Origin of the sequence: Streptomyces sp. I05A-00742, assembly GCF_013055795.1 — a bacterium.
Taxonomy (GTDB): Bacteria; Actinomycetota; Actinomycetes; order Streptomycetales; family Streptomycetaceae; genus Streptomyces.
This window is the reverse complement of the sequence record NZ_JABETO010000001.1, coordinates 166,187-186,566: the sequence shown is the minus strand read 5'-3', so window position 1 is coordinate 186,566 and position 20,380 is coordinate 166,187. Positions and strand designations below refer to the sequence as shown.

Sequence of the window (20,380 nt, the reverse complement as noted above, 5' to 3'; positions counted from 1 at the left end):
TCTGTGGTCGGGGGGTGACCCTGCGGGTGGCTGTGCCCCGGTCCCGCCCTTTCACCGTTTCTTGCGGGAGGGCCCGCAGCCCCCGTGCAAGCGCCTGCGGCGCGCTCACCGGGAGTGCAGGCCTACAACGCCGCCGCCCCCCGATCCTGCAGCGCCTTCCCATACTGCTGCAGCACCCACAACTCGTTCTGCACAGCAGCCAGATGATCCGGCGCAGACTGCGCCCCCAGCCGCACCAGACTCGCCTGCACCTCCCTCACCCTCCGCTCAACCGCCCGCAGCCGCACCTGCACAAGCTGCTGCCCCGCATAGACCTCATCCACCGTCCGCGCATGAATCGCCTCGACGGCCAGCTCGGTGATCATCGACCGGACGGTGTCGTCGGGAGCGGCGTCGCGGACGCGGGTGAGGTAGGAGTCGTCGGCACGGGAGACGCCACCGGCCTGTTCGACGGCGCGGCGGACGGCGGCGTAGGGCGGGGCGGTGAACTCGTCCTCGCCGTAGGCGTCGAAGGCGGGGGCGACGAGGTCGGGCTGCTGGAGGGCGAGCTTGAGGAGTTCGCGCTCGGTGCGGTGGGCGGGGCTGCGGAGGTTGAGGGCGGGGCCGCGCGGGGCGGGGGGCGCGGGGGGGCCGGAGGGCTGGGGGGCCGCCGCGCGGGGGGACGTCCGGGAGCGGCCGGCGTCGCCGCCGCGCCCCTCCCGCTCGCGCGCCCAGCGGGCCAGCTGTCCGATGCGCATGACCACGAACTGGGTGTCGAGGATGCCGAGGAGACCGGCCAGCCGCACGGCGTACTGGTGCCGGATGGAGCTGTCCTTGATGTGGGCGACGATCGGGGCGGCCTCCTCCAGGGCGGCCGCCTGGCCCTCGGGGGTGTCGACCTCGTGCCGGGCGACGAGCGACCGGATCGCGAACTCGAAGAGGGGGGTGCTCTCCTCGACGAGCTGCCGCACGGCGTCGTCGCCCTTGTCGAGGCGGAGCTCGCAGGGGTCCATGCCGCCGGGGCTGACCGCGATGTTGGTGTGGGCGGCGAACTTCTGGTCGTCCTCGAAGGCGCGCAGGGCGGCCCGCTGGCCGGCGGCGTCGCCGTCGAAGGTGAAGATCACCTTGGCCCGGGAGTTGTCCATCAGCAGCCGGCGGAGGATCTTGACGTGCTCGCCGCCGAAGGCGGTGCCGCAGGTGGCGATGGCCGTGGTGACGCCGGCGAGGTGGCAGGCCATCACGTCGGTGTAGCCCTCGACGACGACGGCGCGGTTGCCCTTGGCGATGTCCTTCTTGGCCAGGTCGATGCCGTAGAGGACATGGGACTTGCGGTAGATCGGCGTCTCGGGGGTGTTGAGGTACTTCGGCCCGTTGTCGTCGTCGCGGAGCTTGCGGGCGCCGAAGCCGACGACGTCGCCGGTGATGTCGCGGATGGGCCACATCAGGCGGCCGCGGAAGCGGTCGATGGGGCCGCGCCGGCCGTCCTGGGAGAGGCCGGAGAGGATCAGCTCCTTGTCGGTGAAGCCGCGGCCGCGCAGGAACCGGGTGAGGTGGTCCCAGCCGGCCGGGCTGTAGCCGACGCCGAAGTGCCGGGCGGCGGCCTGGTCGAAACCGCGGCCGGCCAGGAAGGACCGGCCGATCTCGGCCTCGGGGCCGTCGAGCTGCTCGGCGTAGAACTGGGCGGCGACCTTGTGCGCCTCGACCAGCCGGGTGCGTTCGCCCTGCTGGCGGCCGGGCGTGTAGCCGCCCTCCTCGTAGCGCAGGGTGATGCCGGCCTGGGCGGCGAGCCGCTCGATGGTCTCGGTGAACGACAGGTGGTCGACCTTCATCACGAAGTCGACCGTGTCCCCGCCCTCCTGGCAGCCGAAGCAGTGGTACAGCCCCTTGGCGGGGCTGACGTGGAAGGACGGGGACTTCTCGTCGTGGAAGGGGCAGAGGCCCTTGAGGTTGCCGCCGCCGGCGTTGCGCAGCTGGAGGTATTCGGACACGACGGCGTCGATCGGGACGGCGTCCCGGACCGCCTTCACATCGTCATCGTTGATCCTGCCTGCCACGCGTGAAGTCTACTGGCGGCCACCGACACCCCCGGCCCGCGGCCCCGCGGGACCGGGCCGGCCTCAGGGCAGCAGCGAGTCGAGCGGAACGCCGGGGTCGGCCAGGGCGTCGGGCTCCGGGCGGGCGCCGGACCGGATGAGGCGCTGGACGGTCTCCGTGACGTCCCACACGTTCACGTTCATCCCCGCCAGCACCCGGCCCTCCCGCAGCCAGAACGCGATGAACTCGCGCTTCCCGACGTCCCCCCGGCACACCACCTGGTCGTACGAGCCGGGCGGCGCGTAGCCGGAGTACTCCATGCCCAGGTCGTACTGGTCGGAGAAGAAGTAGGGGACCCGGTCGTAGACGACCTGGCGGCCCAGCATGGCGCGGGCCGCCGCCGGGCCGCTGTGCAGGGCGTTGGCCCAGTGCTCGACGCGCAGCCGGCCCGCGGCGTCGGGGCGCTCGATCGCGGCGACGTCACCGGCCGCGAAGACGTCCGGGTCCGAGGTGCGCAGGGCGGTGTCGACGGCGATGCCTCCCCCGGCCACCGCCGGGAGGTGCCCCCATCCGTCGGCGCGGTCGACGAGGGCCAGTCCCGCGGCCTCGGCGAGGGCGGTGCGCGGGGCGGCGCCGATGGCGGCGAGGACGCTGTGGGCGGGGTGCTCCTCGCCGTCGTCGGTGCGGACGGCGAGGACCATGCCGTCCTGGCCGGTGATCTCGGTGAGGCGGGCGCCGAAGTGGAAGCGGACGCCGTGGTCGCGGTGCAGGTCGGTGAAGAGCTGGCCGAGCTCGGGGCCGAGGACCCGGTGCAGCGGGGTGGGCTCGGGCTCGACGACGGTCACCTCGGCGCCGTAGCCGCGGGCGGCGGCGGCCACCTCCAGGCCGATCCAGCCGGCACCGGCGATCACGAGGTGGCCGTTGTCGCGGCCGAGGGCGGCGAGGACGCCGCGCAGCCGTTCGGCGTGCGCGAGGCGGCGCAGGTGGTGGACGCCGGCCAGGTCGGTGCCGGGGATGTCGAGGCGGCGGGGTTCGGCGCCGGTGGCGAGCAGCAGCCGGTCGTAGTGGACTTGCGTGCCGTCGCCGAGCCGGACGGTCCTGGCCGCGCGGTCGAGGTGGACGGCGGGCTGGCCGAGGTGGAGCTCGATGTCGGCGCGGGCGTACCAGGAGGGCTCGTGGACGAAGACGCTGTCCCGCTCGTCCTTGCCGATGAGGTACCCCTTGGAGAGCGGTGGCCGCTCGTAGGGGTGGTCGCGTTCGTCGCAGACGAGAATCACCCGTCCGGTGAATCCCTCCGCGCGGAGGGTCTCGGCGGCCTTGGCTCCGGCCAGTCCTCCTCCGACGATGACGAACGTCTGGTTCGCGTCCACCACTTGCTGCCTCCTCGCTCGGTGTGCCTCGACGTCCCCGGTCCGATCGCCGAAACGGCCAGTGCGAGCGTCCCGCACGCGGCGGGCCGCCGGAAGAGGGCCGGGCAGGGGACCGTCGTGCGCGGTCGTGCCCCCTGCCGCTCCTCACTCAGCGGGCAACGGCGGGCCCGCGGTGAGCCGGGCGTGCAGGATGCGCGCGGAGGAGTCGGTGAGGGCGGCGATCTGGTCGACGACGGCGCGCAGCCGGCCCGCGTCGTCGGGGGCCTCGTTGCAGAGGGAGCGGAACTGCGGGTCGAGGCCGTCGGGCGCGCGGGCGACGAGCGCCTCGGCCAGTTCGGCGATGACGACGCGCTGGTCGGCGCGGAGCTTCTCCTGGTCCTCGCGCTGGATGACGTACCGGTCGGCGACGGCCTTGAGGACGGCGCACTCCAGCCGGGTGCCGTGCGGGACGACGAGCCCGGCGCGGTAGCGGGTGAGCCGGCCGGGCCCCCAGGCCTCCCGGGTGGCGGTCTCGGCGGCGAGGCAGAAACGGCCGATGAGCTGGCTGGTGGCGTCCTTGAGGCGGGCCTGGGCGACGGCCGAGCCGTCGTAGCCGTGCGGCCACCACTCCTGCTCCAGGAGCCGGTCCAGGGCCTCCGCCAGCTCCGCGGGGTCCGCGCCGGGGGCGTAGCGGCGGGCGGCGACGGCGAAGATCTCGCGGCGCTCGGGCTCGGCGGAGAGGACGTTGGGGTCGAGGTGGCCGGCGTGCAGCCCGTCCTCGACGTCGTGGACGGAGTACGCGACGTCGTCGGCCCAGTCCATGACCTGGGCCTCGAAGCTCCTGCGGTACGGGGGCGCGCCTTGCCGCAGCCAGTCGAAGACCGGCAGGTCGTCGGGGTAGACGCCGAACTTGGTGGAGTCCGGGTCGGTGGGGTGGCCGCCGCGCGGCCAGGGGTACTTGGTGGCGGCGTCGAGCGCGGCCCGGGTGAGGTTGAGGCCGACGCTGGCCGGTTCGCCGGTCTCGGGGTGCGGCACAAAACGCTTGGGTTCGAGGCGGGTCAGCAGGCGCAGCGACTGGGCGTTGCCCTCGAAACCGCCGCAGGGACCGGCGACTTCGTTGAGGGCCTGTTCGCCGTTGTGCCCGAACGGCGGGTGGCCGAGGTCGTGCGCGAGGCAGGCGGCCTCCACCAGATCGGGGTCGCAGCCGAGCGCGGCGCCGAGCTCCCGGCCCACCTGGGCGCACTCCAGCGAGTGGGTCAGCCGGGTGCGCGGGCTGGCGTCCCACACCTGCCCGCTGACGCCGGGCGTGACGACCTGCGTCTTCCCGGCGAGCCTGCGCAGCGCGGCGGAGTGCAGGACGCGGGCCCGGTCGCGCTGGAAGGCGGTGCGGCCGGGGCGCTTGTCGGGCTCGGAGGCCCAGCGCTCCAGGTCGGGCGCGGCGTAGCCGTCGACGGCGGGCGCTGCGCTGCGGGCGGTTGCTGCTGAGCCTTTCATACTCCCGACGGTAGTCCCCGGGTCGGACATGGGCATGGGGTCCCCCGGCCCCTCCGGCCCCTCCGGCCTCTCTCGCCGCGACTGGCCCGGCCCGCGAACGGCCCGTCCGGTGACGACCGGCCCGTCCCCGCCCCGGACGGCGCCGTGGAACCGAACCGCGCCGCGCCACGTTCCTTCTGTGCAGCAGAGGGAGAGCGAACATGCGTTTGACGAACAGGTCGCGGCTCCGGCTGCCGGCCACCCGCCGGGGCAAACGCCGGGCGGTGCGGGCCGCGGTGACGGTCTGTGTGCTCGCCCTCCTCCCCGCCACCTGGGTGCACGCCGCCGCGGAGTCCCGGCTGCGGGACGTCTCGGACGCGCCGTCCGCCCCGGTGGCCATCGTCTTCGGCGCCGGCCTCCGGCACGGCAGGCCCTCCCCGTACCTGGCGCACCGGCTCGACACCGCCGCCGAGCTGTACCGCGCGGGCAAGGTCCGCGTCGTCCTGGTCACCGGCGACAACAGCCGCGACGCGTACAACGAACCGGACGCCATGCGCGCCTACCTGAAGGACCACGGCGTCCCCGAGGAGCGGACCGTCGCGGATTACGCCGGTTTCGACACCTGGGACTCCTGCACCCGCGCCCGGCGGATCTTCGGCGTGGACCGGGCGCTGCTGGTCACCCAGGGGTTCCACATCCGCCGGGCGGTCGCGCTGTGCGACGCCGCCGGGATCGACGCGTACGGGGTCGGGGTCGACGCCAAGCACGACCTCACCTGGTACGCGGGCGGCGCCCGGGAGGTCCTGGCCGCCGGGAAGGCCGCGCTGAACGCGGTCGTCCGCCCGGGGCCGGAGTTCCTGGGCCCGCACGAGCCGGGGGTGGAACGGGCGCTGAGGGCCGCGGAGCGCTGACCGCGGCGGCGGGGCGGGGGGCGGGGGCGGGGGGGCAGGGGGCTACCGCTGGGGTTCGCGGTTGTTTATGGCGTCCACGTAGAGCCGGAAGATCTCGTCGTCGTTGACGGGGCTGTACGAGACCTGCGCCGACCGGTCCCCGTCCGGTCCGCCGCCGTTGAGCCCGCCCAGGACGCCGACCAGGTCGCCGGAGCGCGTCTTCTCGTTGAAGTGGACGAGCCAGGGGCTGCCGGAGGTGCCGGAGAAGAATCCGTCGCACCGCATCTTCAGCTGGTTGTGGCTCTCCAGCTTGCTGGTCAGGGCCGTGCAGCGGATGGCCTCGTCGGCCGGGTCGTCGTCCGCGCTGGGATAGCCGATGACGGTCACCCGGTTGACGAAGCCGGGGGTGCGGGCCAGCCGGTTGGCGCCCGTGACCTGCTCGATCTGACGGCCCTTCGCGTCGGGCCGGACGGTGGCGAAGGCGAAGTCCAGGTCCGAGCCCTCGCCGGTGTCGGTGCGTCTGGGGTCGACGAAGGTGCGGTCCACCGTCCACACCCCGTACGGCTGCTCCTTGGCGCCCTGCTGATAGTCCGGCACGAACGCGGCGTCGGTGCCGATCGAGCAGTGCCCGGCGGTGACCAGCAGATTGCCCTTGGGGCTGTGCACGACGCTCGCCGTGCAGTGATGGCTCTTCATGTCCTCGCCGGTGTAGAAGAGGACGCCCACCGAGGGCACTCCGCCGAAGTGCCGCGCGCTCCCCGTGATGCGCTGCGCCTCGCTCCTGGCGTCGAGGTCCGCCGCGTCGTCGGAGGCCGGAGCGCCGGACGTCGTGCCACCGGGCGCCGTACCACCGGACGCCGTGCCACCGGACGCCGTGCCGTCGGACGCGTCCGAGGGGCCCCAGAACCGCTTCGCCTGCTCGCTGCTCCAGCTGCGGTCCTTCCCGTGCCCGCCGGCCTGCGGGACGGCTGCCGCGAGGACGACGACATAGAGTCCCGCCAGCGTGGCCCGGCCCCATCGGGCCCGGCTCCACCGGGGAAAACGCACAGGCACCCCCACCACGTTCGGAAGGTCGTTCACAGGCTAACCGCATCGTCCGGCCCGGGCGGCGGCCCGGACCGTTTTCCGTACCGTCGGACGACAGACGATCCGGTGTATGACCAGCCTACGAATGATCGTCAACCTTCCACCACATCCGGCGGCGGGAGTCCCGTCCGGTCGGCCCCGATCACACGAATGGCGTCCGCCCCGTTCGGCCCACCGGCCGCGGTTACGCGCCCCACTCGTCGTAGCCCAGCTTGCAGAGCAGGGCCAGCACGACGACGACCAGCACCCAGCGCACAAAGCCGCTCCCCCGCTTGAGGGCCATCCGCGCGCCCACCGCCCCGCCGCCGAGGTTGAAGACGGCCATCGGCAGGGCCACCTGCCACAGCACCGCGCCCTGGAGGGAGAAGGTCACCAGCGCGCCCACGTTGGTGCAGACATTGACGATCTTGGCGGTTCCGGAGGCCGACACCAGGTCCATATGGAGGATCCCGGCCAGGGCGAGGACGAGGAAGGTGCCGGTCCCGGGGCCGATGAGGCCGTCGTAGAAGCCGATGCCCAGGCCGGCCACGAGGATCGCCGTCAGCACCCGCCGCCGGCTCACCGGGCCGGCGGCCGCGGCGGCCGCGCCGAAGCCGGGGCGCACCAGGACGAAGACGAGTACGCCCAGCAGTATCGCCATGATCAGCGGCCGGAGGACCGCGCTGTCGATGCCGGAGGCGAAGAACGCCCCGGCCAGCGAACCGCCGAGGGCGGCCAGGCCGATCCGGAAGGCGGTGCGCAGATCGATGGGGGCCCGGCGGGTGTAGGAGACCGCGGCGGCGGCGGTGCCGCAGATCGCGACGGCCTTGTTGGTGCCGAGCACGTAAGCGGGGGACACGTGCGGCAGTCCGACCAGCAGGGCCGGGAGTTGGAGGAGGCCGCCGCCGCCCACGACGGCGTCGATCCACCCGGCGGCGGCCGCGGCGAGGCAGAGCAGGAGCAGCGTGGTCAGGGATATGTCGTGGATCACCCGGGGATCGTACGCGGCGGTTCCGGCGGCCCAACTCCCGCGCCGGACGGGCGTTCTGCCCCGGCCGGGCCGTTGTCGGTGGTGTCCCCTACGCTGAGTGGGCAGGGCTGATCACCCCGGGGCGGCCGGGGACGGCACGTCGGAGGAGTGCGCGGTGAACGGCTGGACACTGAACGACATTCCGGACCAGAAGGGCCGTACGGCCGTGGTGACCGGCGCCAACAGCGGCATCGGGTTCGTCACCTCCCGGGAGCTGGCCCGGCGCGGCGCGCGCGTGGTGCTGGCCTGCCGGGACGAGACGCGCGGCAGGGCGGCCGAGGAGTTGCTCCGCCATCAGGTGCCCGGCGCGGACGTGTGCCTCGCCCGGCTGGACCTGGCCGACCTGTCGTCCGTGCGGTCCTTCGCCGACGGGCTGGCCGGGGAGGAGCGGCTGGACCTGCTGGTCAACAACGCCGGGGTGATGGCGCTGCCGCGGCGGCGCACGGTCGACGGCTTCGAGATGCAGTTCGGCACCAACCACCTGGGGCACTTCGCCCTGACCGGCCTGCTGCTGCCGCGCCTGCGGGAGGCCGGGGACGGAGCCCGGGTGATCACGGTCTCCAGTGGCTTCCACTTCCTCGGCTCGGTCGACCCGCGCGATGTGCAGATGGACCGGGGCTACCGCCGCTGGATCGCCTACGGCCGCTCCAAGAGCGCCAATCTGCTCTTCGTCCACGAGCTCGCCCGGCGGCTCGCCGCGGACGGCTCCCCGCTGGTCGCGGCGGCCGCGCACCCCGGCTTCGCGGCGACGAACCTCCAGACGGCCGGGGTACGGATGGAGGGAAGGGCGAGAACGGAGCGGCTGGTCGCCCTGGCCACCCGCGCGGTGGCGCAGAGCGCGGAGGACGGAGCGCTGCCCATCCTGCGCGCCGCCACGGCGCCGGACGTCCGGCAGGACGACTTCTTCGGCCCGCGCGTGCTGATGTGGCGCGGGGCGCCGGTGCGGTCGGTGCGTGCCGGGTGGACGCGGGACGACCGGGCGGGCGCGGGGCTGTGGACGCTGTCGGAGCGGCTGACGGGCGTGACGTACGCGTGGCCGCCGCGGGTGTGAGGCGAGGTGTTGCCGTGAAAGGACGTTGCGCTGACAGGACGTTGCACTGAAAGGACGCGGCCGTAGAAGGACGTTGCCGTAGAAGGACGTTGCCGTAGAAGGACGCGGCCCCAATAAGGTGCCGCGCCTCGTAAGAGGAGGTCGCCTCACTCCACCCCGGACGCCCGCAGGATCTCCCGCGCCCCCTCGCCGTCCACCCGTTGCCGGAGCGCCTCCAGGACGGCCGCGCCCTCGCGCAGCAGGCCGCGGTCGAGGGCCCGCCGGGCGCCCGTGTCCAGCTGGTGCCAGAGCAGGGGGTTGGCCCGGAGCACGCGCGGGTCGAGCTCGACCCGGCCTCCGCCGACGTCCCGCAGGACGATCCGCGGGGCGACCCCGTCCACGTGCCGGACCCGGGTGAGCAGGTCCGTGCGCACGCGTCGCTCGCGGAGCAGGCCGCGGGAGGCCAGCCAGCCGTCCCCGGCCGTGACGCGCGCGGGCCGCAGCACCGCCACGAGCATCGCGCCGAGGGCGGCCCAGCAACAGGCCCTGGCCGCGTCGAGTTCGCCACGGAGCAGGTCGGCGAGGGAGAGCAGGCCCCCCAGCGCCGTTCCCCAGCACCACGCCTCCCGGGCCTCGCGCCGCCAGCCGCGGTCCCGGGCGCGTACGCCACCGGGAGGTGCGGCGGCGGTGCCCCCGGATCTGACGTCGTGTCTGCGCGTCCTTACAGTCGGTCGCCGTCCCATGGCGGTGAGGTTAGGGCCGTCCTCTCCATGATTCGCCGCCCGTTGACGCCAAGCTGACGGAATCAGGCCCGAACCTGACGGGGTGATAACGCGCTCTTGACACCCCTTCCGCCCCAGGCGCTAAGAAAGCGTGAAGATAGCGCCACAACTCGCCAAGAGAACGCCAACAACGGGCGCCTTCCGGTCACCTCCGACGCACGCTGAGCCTTCCACGTCACGGAGGTACCACAGAGATGTCCATGCTGGCCCATACGGATGAACGGCCCGACGGGACCGGCGAGGAACCGCCGGATACCGGCACCGCGGCCGCGCGGGAGGACCGGCACCGGCTCACGGCCGTCCAGGGCCTGGCCGCCCTGTCGCTCGACGCGATGGCCTCCGTCGCGTACGGGCCGGAGTCGATCGTCCTCGTGCTGGCGGCGGCCGGGGCCCACGGTCTGGGCTGCACCCTGCCGGTCACCCTCGCGATCGCGGCCCTGCTCGCCGTACTGGTCGCCTCCTACCGGCAGGTCATCGCGGCCTTCCCGGACGGCGGCGGCTCGTACGCGGTGGCCAAGCGCCATCTCGGCCGGCGCACCTCGCTGTTCACCGCCGCCTCACTGGTCCTGGACTACGTCCTGAACGTGGCGGTCTCGGTCACGGCCGGCGTCGCCGCGCTCACCTCCGCCTTCCCCGGCCTCCACGACCACCGGCTGTGGATCTGCCTCGGCGTGCTGGCGCTCGTCACCGCCGTGAACCTGCGGGGCATCGCCGAGTCCGCGAAGGCGTTCATCGTCCCGACCGCCGTCTTCGTCGGCTCGATCCTGACCATGATCGTCGTGGGGCTCTTCCGTGACGCCCCCGCGAGCACCGAGGCCGCCGCCGGGCACGCGTCCGTCCTGAGCGACAACGCGACCTCCGTCGGTGCCCTCCTGCTGCTCAAGGCGTTCGCCGCCGGCTGCTCCGCCCTCACCGGCGTCGAGGCCGTGGCCAACGCCGTCCCGTCCTTCCGCGCCCCGCGCGCCCGCCGCGCCCAGCGGACCGAGGTGGCGCTCGGCGCGCTGCTGGGCGCGATGCTGATCGGCCTGTCCGTGCTCATCGGCCGCTTCCACCTCCAGCCGGTGGAGGGCGTCACCGTCCTGGCCCAGCTCGCCGACGCCTCGCTCGGCCACAACTGGGCTTTCTACGTGGTGCAGTTCGCCACCGTCGTCCTGCTGGCGCTGGCCGCCAACACGTCGTTCGGCGGGCTGCCCGTCCTGATGAGCCTGCTCGCCCGCGACAACTACCTGCCGCACGTCTTCGCCCTCAAGGCCGACCGCCAGGTGCACCGCCACGGCGTGCTCGCCCTGGCCGCGGCCTCGACGCTGCTGCTGGTGTTCTCCGGCGGCGACGTCAACACCCTGGTACCGCTGTTCGCGATCGGCGTCTTCGTCGGCTTCACCATCTGCCAGGTCGGCATGGTGCGGCACTGGCGGCAGGAACGGTCGCCCGGCAGCCACGGCAAGGCCCTGCTGAACGGCTTCGGCGCGGTGCTCACCGGGGTGTCCGCGATCGTCGTCACCGCGACCAAGTTCGAGGAGGGCGCCTGGCTCATCGTCCTGACCCTCCCCCTGATGGTGCTGGTCCTCGAAGCCGTCCACCGCGCCTACGCGCGGATCGGGGACCGGCTGGAGCTGGGCCGGGTGCCCGAGGCGCCGCGCCGCTGCCACTCCGTGGTCGTCGTCCCCGTCTCCTCACTGTCCCGGCTGACCAGCAAGGCCCTCACCGCCGCCGTCTCCCTCGGCGACGAGGTGGTGGCGGTCACCGTCGCCCAGCCGGACGGGGACGGGCGGCGCGCGGCCGAATCCCTGCGCCGGGACTGGGAGCTGTGGAACCCGGGCGTCGAGCTGGTCGAACTCCCGGCGGCCACCCGGGCGTTGGGGCGCCCCATCGTGGACTACGTCCAGGAGCTGTCCGGACGCCACCCCGACCACCGGGTCACCGTCCTCATCCCGGAGGTCGAGCCGGCGCACGTCTGGCAGCGGCTGCTCCAGAACCAGCGGGGAGCGGTGGTCGCGCACGCGGTGCGGCGCGACACGGACGCGGTGATCTGCCGGCTGCGGTTCCGGGTGGAGGCGCGGAGGGGCTGAGCCGGGAAGGGCGTTGCGGCTCAGGCGAGCACCCGCAGCAGCTCCCCGTGCAGGGCCCCGGACGACACCAGGAACCCCTCCGCCCCCGCCCGCCACGGCCTGCCCGCCATGTCCGTCACCACGGCCCCCGCCTCCCGGGCGATCAGTGCGCCCGCCAGCAGGTTGGCGTCGTCCCGGCCGTACTCCCAGAACGCGTCGAGCCGCCCGGCCGCCACGTCCGCGACCTGCCAGGAGACCGGCCCGAGGTTGCGCACCGCCGCCACCTCCCGCACGGCCGCGCTCAGCCCCCGGCCCGCCGCGGCCACGGCCTCCGGCTGGCCGGACGGAAAGGGCGGCTGGCTGGTGGCGACGATGGCGGCGGCGAGCTCCCCCTCGCCGGCGGGGACGACGGGGACGCCGTTCCGGTGCGCGCCCTCGCCGGGCGCCGCGGTGTACGTCTCGCCCAGCACGGCGGAGTGCAGAACGGCGGCGACCGGCTCCCGGTCCCGGACCAGGGCGAGGCTGACGCACCAGTACGGCATGCCGCGCAGGTACTGGACGGCACCGTCGATCGCGTCGACGACCCAGACCGCGCCCGTCTCCGGCAGCTCGGTGTCCAGCTCGTCCGCCCACACCGCGTCCGGCACGAGGCCGTCGAGCCGCTCGCGCAGCAGGGCGGCGACCGGCTCGTCCACCGAAGCGAAGGTGGAGCGCAGCGTCTCCATGGTGCGGCCGGGCGCGGGCGCCGGGCGGTCCTTCAGCAGCGCTCCGGCCTCCCGGGCGGCGGCGGTCATGGCGGTGAGCAGGGCGTTCATGGGGATCTCCTCCGTGGGTGGTGCGGTGGGACGCGATGCGTCAACGATCTCCGCAGGGGGGCGGCGGACGGCCGCTCCGGGGCCCGGGGTGAGCGAAACTGTCATGTATGAGCTTGGAACTGAGCGATGACGTCCTCGACGAGCGGGATCAGAGGCTGGTCGCCGCCCTCCAGTGCGACGGCCGGGTGACCGCCGAGCGGGCCGCCGACGTGCTGGGGCTGAGCCCGCGCGTGGTGCACCGCCGGTGGGCGGCGCTGCTCGGTTCGGGGACGGTACGGGTGGCGGGACTGCCCCCGCGGGACGAGCTGCCGGCGGCGATGACGCTGCGGATCAAGGTGCTGCGCGGCAAGGCCGATGTGATCGCCAAGGCGCTCGCCGACCGGGACGACATCCCCTTCGCCGACCTCTCGGCGAGCGGCGACGAGATCGGCGCGATCCTGCTCGCCGACCCCGGCTCCCCGCACCGCCTGGTCTTCCGCCAGCTGCCCGCGACCGGCGCGGTGACCTCCGTCGACGCGCAGACGATCCTGCACGTCTTCAAGTACGCGCACGAGTGGCGCCACGACGTTCTCAGCGCTGCCGAACGCGCCGCCCTCACCCCACCGCCCGCCTCTTGCCCCTCCAGCCCCCCTGACGCCACCGACCTCGCCATCCTCACCGCCCTCGCCGACGACGGCCGCTCCCCCGCCACCGCCCTCGCCCGCCTCACCGGCCACCCCGAATCCACCGTCCGCCGCCGCGTCTCCGCCCTCCGCGCGTCCGGGCTCCTCCGCACCCAGGTGCACGTCGATGCGCGACGGGTGGGGCTGATGGTGGACGCGAACCTGCTGATGCAGGTCGCTCCCGGCGAGCTTGATGCGGTGGGGCGGCGGTTGGCGGCGCATCCGGCGGTGCATGGCGCTTTCGCGACGACCGGGGTCAGTAACTTGCACCTGGCGGTGTGGTTGCGGGGGTTGCCGGAGTTGTATCGGTTTATTACGGGGGAGGTGGGGGTGTTGGGGGTTTCGGCGGTGGAGACGGTGTTGGTGGGGCGGGCGGTGAAGCGGCGGTAGTCGCTTGGGGGTTGGTGCCCCGGTCCCACCCTTTCACCGTTTCCCGGGGCTCTGCCCCGGACCCCGTGAATGCGGCTTCGCCGCTTGTCCTCAAACGCCGGACGGGCTGAATAGCCAGCGGCTACCGCCGCTTCAAACGCCCCCGCACCCCCTTCAGCAACTCCACCCTCCCCACCCGGACAACCAGCACATCCCGCCCCTCCACACCCTTCGCATACCAAGGCAACCCCAACCGCTGCCACCGCGCAGCGGAAAGCCGCGGCTGCGGCGGCACAGGAACGTTCCACTGCCCACTCCCGGCGGAGAGCCGCAGCTCGAAGCGCCACTCGCCCGCCTCCGCATACCCCTGGCGGACAACAAACGCCCCATCCGTACCCGGCTCGACGGGAACCTCACGGACAGCGCCGTCGGCCCCGGTGGCACGCAGTGTCAAAGCACCGTCCGGCCAACCGGCCAGTCCGCACCGTCCGTTCACAACAAGCACAGCGGGCCCCTCCGCCGCCCACGCCACGCTGTCCACGCCCAGGAGTGGCAGCACACGGTGACGCGTCTCCCCCACATCGAGGGAGAGATTGCCGTAGGGCTTGGTGGTGAAGAGCGCGGCGGCCATGCCGTCATCCGTGACAACGGTGACGGTGTCGGACGTGACGGACTCGGCCCGGCGGCTGCCGAGGCGCGCCTCCTTGACGACGCCCTGGGCGCCGACCGCGAGCGTGAAGTCCCACAGGCCCGCGCTCAGCGGCGCCCCGTCGGCGGCGGTGGCGAGGTCGACCGTCACGTCGAACCCGGCGTCCCCGTAGTCGAAGTACCCGCCGTCCTCGTCGGCACCCAGCCCGGGCGTGGCCGTGTGCCGCACGGGGAGCCGGTACTCGGCCTTGCCGCCCCGCTTGCGGACGATCAGCTCGGTGCTGATGTCACGGGTGGATATTCGGTGCACGTAGGCGTGCCCGGCCAGCCGCAGGGCGCCGCCCCGGAGTTCGGCGGTCTCCAGGAAGTGGCGGACGCGCAGCTCGGAGGTGATGTCGTAGCAGTCGTCGGGGATGTTGAGCGTGGAGTCGCGGAAGTAGGGGTACTCCGCGTACGCGCGGCCGTTCTCGGTGAGGATGTCGGGGCCGTGGGCGGCGGTCGCGGCGAGGGTGGTGATGCCATAGCTGGCGGCGCCCCGGTCCAGCTCCCAGCGGACGACGGTCAGCAGTTCGTCGAGCAGCCCCTGCCGGATGAGGTGGCAGCGCAGCCGGACCATGGCGGGCAGCCGGGCGGCCAGGCCCTCGTGGTAGTACGGCTCGATCAGGTCGCCCAGCTCCTCCAGGAGCTTGTCCTGGGTGTCGCGGTAGGGCTCGCGGCAGAGCTGGAGCACCGCGTCGCGCAGCTCGACGGCAAAGTGACGGTGCATCAGGACATCGCGTCGCTCGCCCGGTTCGACATGCCGGGCGACCAGCTCGGTCATCATCCGGAAGAGGTCCATACGCATCCGGGTGCCGTGCGGCTGCGCGGTGATGTTGTTGCCGTCCTCGCGGGCGACCCAGTACAGGCAGTCGTAGTCGGCGACGACGGATATCGCGGCGGCCTCCAGGTAGGCGGTCGCGGTGAACGGCTGGTCCTCGCCGATGGACAGCCCGGTCTCGAACCGCAGACCGAGCCGGTCGACGAGCTCACGGCGGAACAGCTTCATCGGGTTGAGCGTCCAGTAGACCCGGGAGGCGAAGACGTCGGTCTTCGGCTGGTTCCGGCCGAACATCGAGGTGGGCGCCCGGCGGCCGCCCTCGCCGACGATCCGGCCGAGGACGACGTCGGAGCCGTTCGTGTCGGCGGCGGCGACCATGCGCTCCAGGGCCTCGGGCCCGAGGTGGTCGTCGGCGTCGAGGAAGAAGATGTGGCGGCCGGTGGCCCGGTCGAGGCCGAGGTTGCGCGGGCCTGCGGGACCGCCGGAGTTCGGCTGGTGGACGACGTGCATCGTGGGCACGTCCGCCGCCAGGCGGTCCAGCTCGGCGGCCGTGCCGTCGGTGGAGCCGTCGTCCACGACGATCAGCTCGATCCGGTCGGCCCCCAGGGTCTGGTCGAGCACGGAGGTGACACTGCGGGTCACGTACGGCATGGCGTTGTACGCGGCGATGATGACCGTGACGTCCGGGCCGGGCATGGGTGCGCACTCCGTTCCCGCGGCCGGGGCGTCGCCCGCGGCCGGGATGAGCTGGTCGGTGGTGGCCGGGTCTCCGGCGCAGGTCATTTCAGGGTACTGGAGAGTGATAACCCGAACGCCAGTCCGAAACAGTGCCCCCGACCCCGAGGACCACCGACAGCGCCGCACAAAGAGGACGGGGCGCTACAACCTGGCCGACGTCGAACGCTCGGGCAGCGGCGCCCGGTCCCGCCGGGTCTGCGGCCGGTGCCCCCCGCGCAGCAGCGCCGCCCCCAGCGGCGTCAGGGTGTGCAGCACGGCGCTGCCGTGCCGCAGTGTGAGGACGAGGCCCGCCTCGCGCAGCACCCCGGCGTGCTGGCTGGCCGAGGCGGCGGACACCCCGACGCGGCGGGCGAGTTCACTGGTGGTGCAGCCGCCGCCGATGGAGCCGAGGACGGCCGACCGGGTCTGCCCGACCAGCTTGCCCAGCGAGCGCGGCGCGTCCTGCACCGGCGGCGCAGACTCCGCGCAGTGCCGGGCCGGGTAGACGAGGACCGGCGTCAGATCCGGATTCTGGAGGGTGACCGGGTTGCCCCGGCAGAAGAAGGACGGCACGAGCAGCAGACCGCGCCCGTTCAGGTGCAGATCGCGGTCGACGGGGTAGTCGGCCTCCAGTACGGGCGCCCGCCAGCGCATCGTGGGCGGCAGGGAGGACAGCAGCGCGTCGGCGCCCCCGTCGAGGAGGGCCCGGCCCCGCACCGCCCGGTCGGCCTCGATCTGCGCCTGGATATGCGCCCAGCAGGGCGCGATGGCCGCCTCGTGGTAGTCGTGCAGGGCGGAGATCAGCTTGCCGAACGCCCGGGCGTCGCCCTCGGCCAGCGATCGTATCCAAGCCGGCAGTGTCCGGACGTTGGGCAGCCGGCTCAGCTCCTCGTGCACGCGTTCGGCCGGAGTGGCGCGCAGCGCCTGTATGCCGGTCTCCAGTCCGAGTACCCCTTCGGCCGGCGTCAGGAAGTCCGGGAAATACCCCCGGGGAGGAACCAGCGGCGCCAGCAGCCGAGTTTCACTATTCAACCGAGCACGGGTTTCGGTGCGCCAATCACCGTAGATCGACTCGCCTTGTTTGTCCCGCAGCCGGTGGAGACTCAATACGGTTTCCCAGAGCACGTCCGGGTCTCCGGCCAGGCGCAACCGGGCCAGATCGAGTCCAGTGAAATGGACACGCAGCACCAAACCCCCACATGAGACATCCGCCGTCACCCCCCGCCCACTGAGTATGCACACCGATACGTGCTGTTACCACGCCCTTTTGGCCACAGTTGAAAGGACTCGCGGCGAACACCCCTGGAGCGAAATCCTATTCACGCACTCAGGGCCGCCCCGGCTCGTTCCCGTGGGGGGTGGCGAGCGAAAAAGCGGCCGCTGAGTATGCGAGTTGCCGCCCGAGCCGATGCGGGCGGCAACAACTCCCGGTGGGGGAGTAAAGAGGGGCGGCGCTCCCGCACGAGCGCCGCCCCTCCGCCGTGCCACGGGCCCCGGAACAGGCTCCCGGACGGCCTCGCGCGGCACGCGCTGTAGCCCGTCGGCTCCGCTCCGGTGATTCCCTCATGGCCCGTGCGTTACAAGCGGGTTAACCGCGCGCCGGGCCCAGGGCGCGGGAAACAGACCGGGCGAGCGAGAACCGGGCCCGGGATGCGAGAAGGGGCGGCCCCGTGCGGGGCCGCCCCTTCTTTCTGCCGGAGCCGCGAAGGTCCGAGGGTCGAGGTCATCCCATCAGCGGCTCCGGAGTCTCAACGGCGGCGCCTACCGGCTGTCACTCGCCGTACCGGTCAGGGCCGCCGCGCGGCCCGCCTCCAGCCGCGCCACGGGGATGCGGAACGGGGAGCAGGAGACGTAGTCCAGGCCCACCTCGTGGAAGAAGTGCACCGACTCCGGGTCGCCGCCGTGCTCGCCGCAGACGCCGAGCTTGAGGTCGGGGCGGGTGGCCCGGCCGGCCTCGGCCGCGGCCCGCACCAGCGAACCGACGCCGTCCTTGTCGATCGTCTCGAAGGGGCTGACGCCGAAGATGCCCTTCTCCAGGTACGCGGTGAAGAAGCTCGCCTCCACGTCGTCCCGGGAGAAGCCCCACACGGTCTGGGTCAGGTCGTTGGTGCCGAAGGAGAAGAACTCGGCGGCCTCCGCGATCTGACCGGCCGTCAGGGCGGCGCGCGGCAGCTCGATCATGGTGCCCAGGGTGAGCCTGAGGCTGGTGCCGGTGGCGGCCTCGACGTCGGCGATGACGCGCTCGGCCTCCTCACGGACGATCTCCAGCTCCTGGACCGTGCCCACCAGCGGGATCATGATCTCGGCGCGCGGGTCGCCCTTGGCGTTCCGCCGCTCGGCCGCGGCCTCGGCGATCGCCCGGACCTGCATGGCGAACAGACCGGGGATGACGAGCCCGAGGCGCACACCGCGCAGCCCCAGCATCGGGTTCTGCTCGTGCAGCTTGTGCACGGCCTGGAGCAGGCGCAGCTCGTTCTCGTGCGCCTCCTGCCGGGCCTCGGCGAGGGCGACGCGCACCGACAGCTCGGTGATGTCCGGCAGGAACTCGTGCAGCGGCGGGTCCAGGAGCCGGACGGTGACCGGGAGGCCGTCCATGGCCTCGAACAGCTCGACGAAGTCGGCCTTCTGGAGCGGCAGGAGGGCGCCCAGCGCCTCGTCGCGCTCGGTCTCGGTGTCGGCCAGGATCAGCCGCTCGACCAGCTCGCGGCGCTCGCCGAGGAACATGTGCTCGGTGCGGCACAGGCCGATGCCCTGGGCGCCGAACCGGCGGGCGCGCAGGGCGTCCTCGGCGTTGTCGGCGTTGGCGCGGACGCTCAGCCGACGCATCCGGTCCGCGTAGGCCATCATCCGGTGCACGGCCTGGACGAGCCCGTCGGCGTCGTCGGCGCCCGCGTGCATCCGGCCCTCGAAGTACTCGACGACCGGGGACGGGACGACCGGGACCTCACCGAGGTAGACCTTGCCGGAGGAGCCGTCGATGGAGACGACGTCGCCCTCCTCGATCACCACCCCGCCAGGTGCGGTCATCCGCCGCCGCTTGGTGTCGACCTCCAGCTCCTCCGCGCCGCAGACACAGGTCTTGCCCATGCCGCGGGCCACCACGGCCGCGTGCGAGGTCTTGCCGCCGCGCGAGGTCAGGATGCCCTCGGCGGCGATCATGCCGTCGAGGTCGTCGGGGTTGGTCTCGCGGCGGATCAGGATGACCTTCTCGCCCGAGCGCGACCACTTGACGGCGGTGTACGAGTCGAAGACCGCCTTGCCGACGGCCGCACCCGGCGAGGCGGCGATGCCCCGGCCGAGGAACTCGGTCTTGGCCTTCTCGTCGAAGCGCGGGAACATCAGCTGCGCCAGCTGGCCGCCCGTCACCCGCTGAAGGGCCTCGGCCTCGCTGATCAGGCCCTGGTCCACCAGCTGCGTCGCGATCCGGAAGGCGGCACCGGCGGTGCGCTTGCCGACGCGGGTCTGGAGCATCCACAGCTTGCCGCGCTCGATCGTGAACTCGATGTCGCACAGGTCGCGGTAGTGCGTCTCCAGCGTCTCCATGATCTGCATCAGCTGGTCGTACGACGCCTTGTCCAGCTGCTCCAGCTCCGCGAGCTGCATCGTGTTGCGGATGCCGGCGACGACGTCCTCGCCCTGCGCGTTCTGCAGGTAGTCGCCGTAGACGCCCTGGTGGCCACTGGCCGGGTCACGGGTGAAGGCGACGCCGGTGCCGGAGTCGGGGCCGAGGTTGCCGAAGACCATCGAGCAGACGTTGACGGCCGTGCCCAGGTCGCCCGGGATGCGCTCCTGGCGGCGGTACAGCTTGGCGCGGTCACCGTTCCACGATTCGAAGACGGCCCTTATGGCCAGGTCCATCTGCTCGCGCGGCTCCTGCGGGAAGTCCCGCCCGGTCTGCCCGGCGACGATGCCCTTGAACTGCTCCACCAGGGCACGGAGGTCGTCCGCGTCGAGCTCCACGTCGGTGGAGACGCCCTTGGCCCGCTTCGCCTCCTCCAGCGCCTCCTCGAAGAGCTCGCCGTCGACGCCCAGCACGGTCTTGCCGAACATCTGGATGAGGCGGCGGTACGAGTCCCACGCGAACCGCTCGTCCCCGGCCTGCGCGGCGAGACCCTCCACCGACTCGTCCGAGAGCCCGATGTTCAGGACCGTGTCCATCATCCCGGGCATCGAGAACTTCGCGCCCGAGCGCACCGACACCAGCAGCGGGTCGTCGGCCTGCCCGAGCCTCTTGCCCATCCGGGCCTCCAGCGCGTCCAGGTGCGCCGTGACCTCGTCCCGCATCGCCGGGGGCTCCTGCCCCTCGGCCAGGTAGACCTTGCAGGCATCAGTGGTGATCGTGAAGCCGGGCGGCACCGGAAGGCCGAGGTTGGTCATCTCGGCGAGGTTGGCGCCCTTGCCGCCGAGCAGGTCCTTGAGGTCCTTGTTGCCCTCGGTGAAGTCGTAGACGAACTTCTGCTTCTGGTGGTCTTCGGATACCGGCACGGGACTCGACTCCTTCACTGGACCTCCCTGAGAACGCTGCCGCAGTGGGGAGGGCTGCCCTGACGGCGGGGAGCGTACCCAGATCGAAGGCTTCTGAGGAGGTCCACTCCATCGACATGAGGCCGTAACCGCCCGTCCGCCAACAGATCGAAAGTCGCCTGCCCCGGTGAGGTTTGAGGGTGATCTC

At 72.9% G+C, this 20,380-nt stretch carries 14 protein-coding genes; 4 read left to right on the top strand and 10 right to left on the bottom strand.

Annotated features, from left to right (window positions below; genetic code table 11):
• Positions 1-122 precede the first annotated feature (122 nt).
• From dnaG to HN013_RS00825, 3 genes are all read right to left on the bottom strand, one after another.
• Entirely contained in the window at positions 123-2,033 is a 1,911-nt protein-coding gene (gene dnaG, locus HN013_RS00835) for a DNA primase (RefSeq protein WP_171161791.1), read from the bottom strand.
• A gap of 63 nt (positions 2,034-2,096) precedes the next feature.
• Complete coding sequence (locus HN013_RS00830) at positions 2,097-3,386, bottom strand: FAD-dependent oxidoreductase (RefSeq protein ID WP_171161789.1); 1,290 nt, start codon at positions 3,384-3,386, stop codon at positions 2,097-2,099.
• Positions 3,387-3,527: 141 nt separating this feature from the next.
• Positions 3,528-4,856, bottom strand: coding sequence for a deoxyguanosinetriphosphate triphosphohydrolase (locus HN013_RS00825; RefSeq protein ID WP_171161787.1), 1,329 nt, complete (start codon positions 4,854-4,856; stop codon positions 3,528-3,530).
• A gap of 200 nt (positions 4,857-5,056) precedes the next feature.
• Here HN013_RS00825 and HN013_RS00820 point away from each other — a divergent pair, with 200 nt between their 5' ends.
• The gene (locus HN013_RS00820) at positions 5,057-5,746 is read left to right on the top strand and encodes a vancomycin high temperature exclusion protein (RefSeq protein WP_171161785.1); all 690 of its coding nucleotides are present in this window, start codon (positions 5,057-5,059) and stop codon (positions 5,744-5,746) included.
• 42 nt (positions 5,747-5,788) lie between these two features.
• Here the strand turns inward: HN013_RS00820 and HN013_RS00815 are convergent, their stop codons facing one another.
• Both HN013_RS00815 and HN013_RS00810 read right to left on the bottom strand, forming a co-directional pair.
• The gene (locus HN013_RS00815; RefSeq protein WP_312018448.1) at positions 5,789-6,805 is read right to left on the bottom strand and encodes a trypsin-like serine protease; all 1,017 of its coding nucleotides are present in this window, start codon (positions 6,803-6,805) and stop codon (positions 5,789-5,791) included.
• Between the two features lie 190 nt (positions 6,806-6,995).
• Positions 6,996-7,778, bottom strand: coding sequence for a TSUP family transporter (locus HN013_RS00810; RefSeq protein ID WP_171162233.1), 783 nt, complete (start codon positions 7,776-7,778; stop codon positions 6,996-6,998).
• Between the two features lie 157 nt (positions 7,779-7,935).
• Here HN013_RS00810 and HN013_RS00805 point away from each other — a divergent pair, with 157 nt between their 5' ends.
• The gene (locus tag HN013_RS00805) at positions 7,936-8,871 is read left to right on the top strand and encodes an oxidoreductase (protein WP_171161783.1); all 936 of its coding nucleotides are present in this window, start codon (positions 7,936-7,938) and stop codon (positions 8,869-8,871) included.
• Positions 8,872-9,017: 146 nt separating this feature from the next.
• Here HN013_RS00805 and HN013_RS00800 read toward each other — a convergent pair whose 3' ends face one another.
• Positions 9,018-9,593 carry a hypothetical protein gene (locus tag HN013_RS00800; protein WP_171161782.1) on the bottom strand — a complete coding sequence of 192 codons (576 nt, stop codon included), beginning with the start codon at positions 9,591-9,593 and terminating at the stop codon, positions 9,018-9,020.
• A gap of 233 nt (positions 9,594-9,826) precedes the next feature.
• Between HN013_RS00800 and HN013_RS00795 the strand changes: the two genes are divergently transcribed.
• Positions 9,827-11,701 carry an APC family permease gene (locus HN013_RS00795; protein WP_171161779.1) on the top strand — a complete coding sequence of 625 codons (1,875 nt, stop codon included), beginning with the start codon at positions 9,827-9,829 and terminating at the stop codon, positions 11,699-11,701.
• A gap of 20 nt (positions 11,702-11,721) precedes the next feature.
• Here HN013_RS00795 and HN013_RS00790 read toward each other — a convergent pair whose 3' ends face one another.
• Positions 11,722-12,495 (bottom strand): inositol monophosphatase family protein, encoded by a 774-nt coding sequence (locus tag HN013_RS00790; RefSeq protein WP_212763788.1) that lies wholly within the window; start codon positions 12,493-12,495, stop codon positions 11,722-11,724.
• A gap of 107 nt (positions 12,496-12,602) precedes the next feature.
• Here HN013_RS00790 and HN013_RS33555 point away from each other — a divergent pair, with 107 nt between their 5' ends.
• Positions 12,603-13,547, top strand: a complete 945-nt coding sequence (locus tag HN013_RS33555) for an Lrp/AsnC family transcriptional regulator (protein WP_171161777.1) — start codon at positions 12,603-12,605, stop codon at positions 13,545-13,547.
• Positions 13,548-13,668: 121 nt separating this feature from the next.
• Here the strand turns inward: HN013_RS33555 and HN013_RS00780 are convergent, their stop codons facing one another.
• The 3 genes from HN013_RS00780 to ppdK all read right to left on the bottom strand — a co-directional run bounded on the left by HN013_RS00780 (position 13,669) and on the right by ppdK (position 20,193).
• A complete protein-coding gene (locus HN013_RS00780) occupies positions 13,669-15,774 on the bottom strand; it encodes a glycosyltransferase family 2 protein (RefSeq protein WP_171161775.1) in 2,106 nt (701 codons plus the stop codon).
• A 96-nt stretch (positions 15,775-15,870) separates the two neighbouring features.
• Entirely contained in the window at positions 15,871-16,896 is a 1,026-nt protein-coding gene (locus HN013_RS00775) for a helix-turn-helix domain-containing protein (RefSeq protein ID WP_312018447.1), read from the bottom strand.
• 573 nt (positions 16,897-17,469) lie between these two features.
• Positions 17,470-20,193, bottom strand: coding sequence for a pyruvate, phosphate dikinase (ppdK, locus tag HN013_RS00770; RefSeq protein WP_171161773.1), 2,724 nt, complete (start codon positions 20,191-20,193; stop codon positions 17,470-17,472).
• Positions 20,194-20,380: the final 187 nt, after the last annotated feature.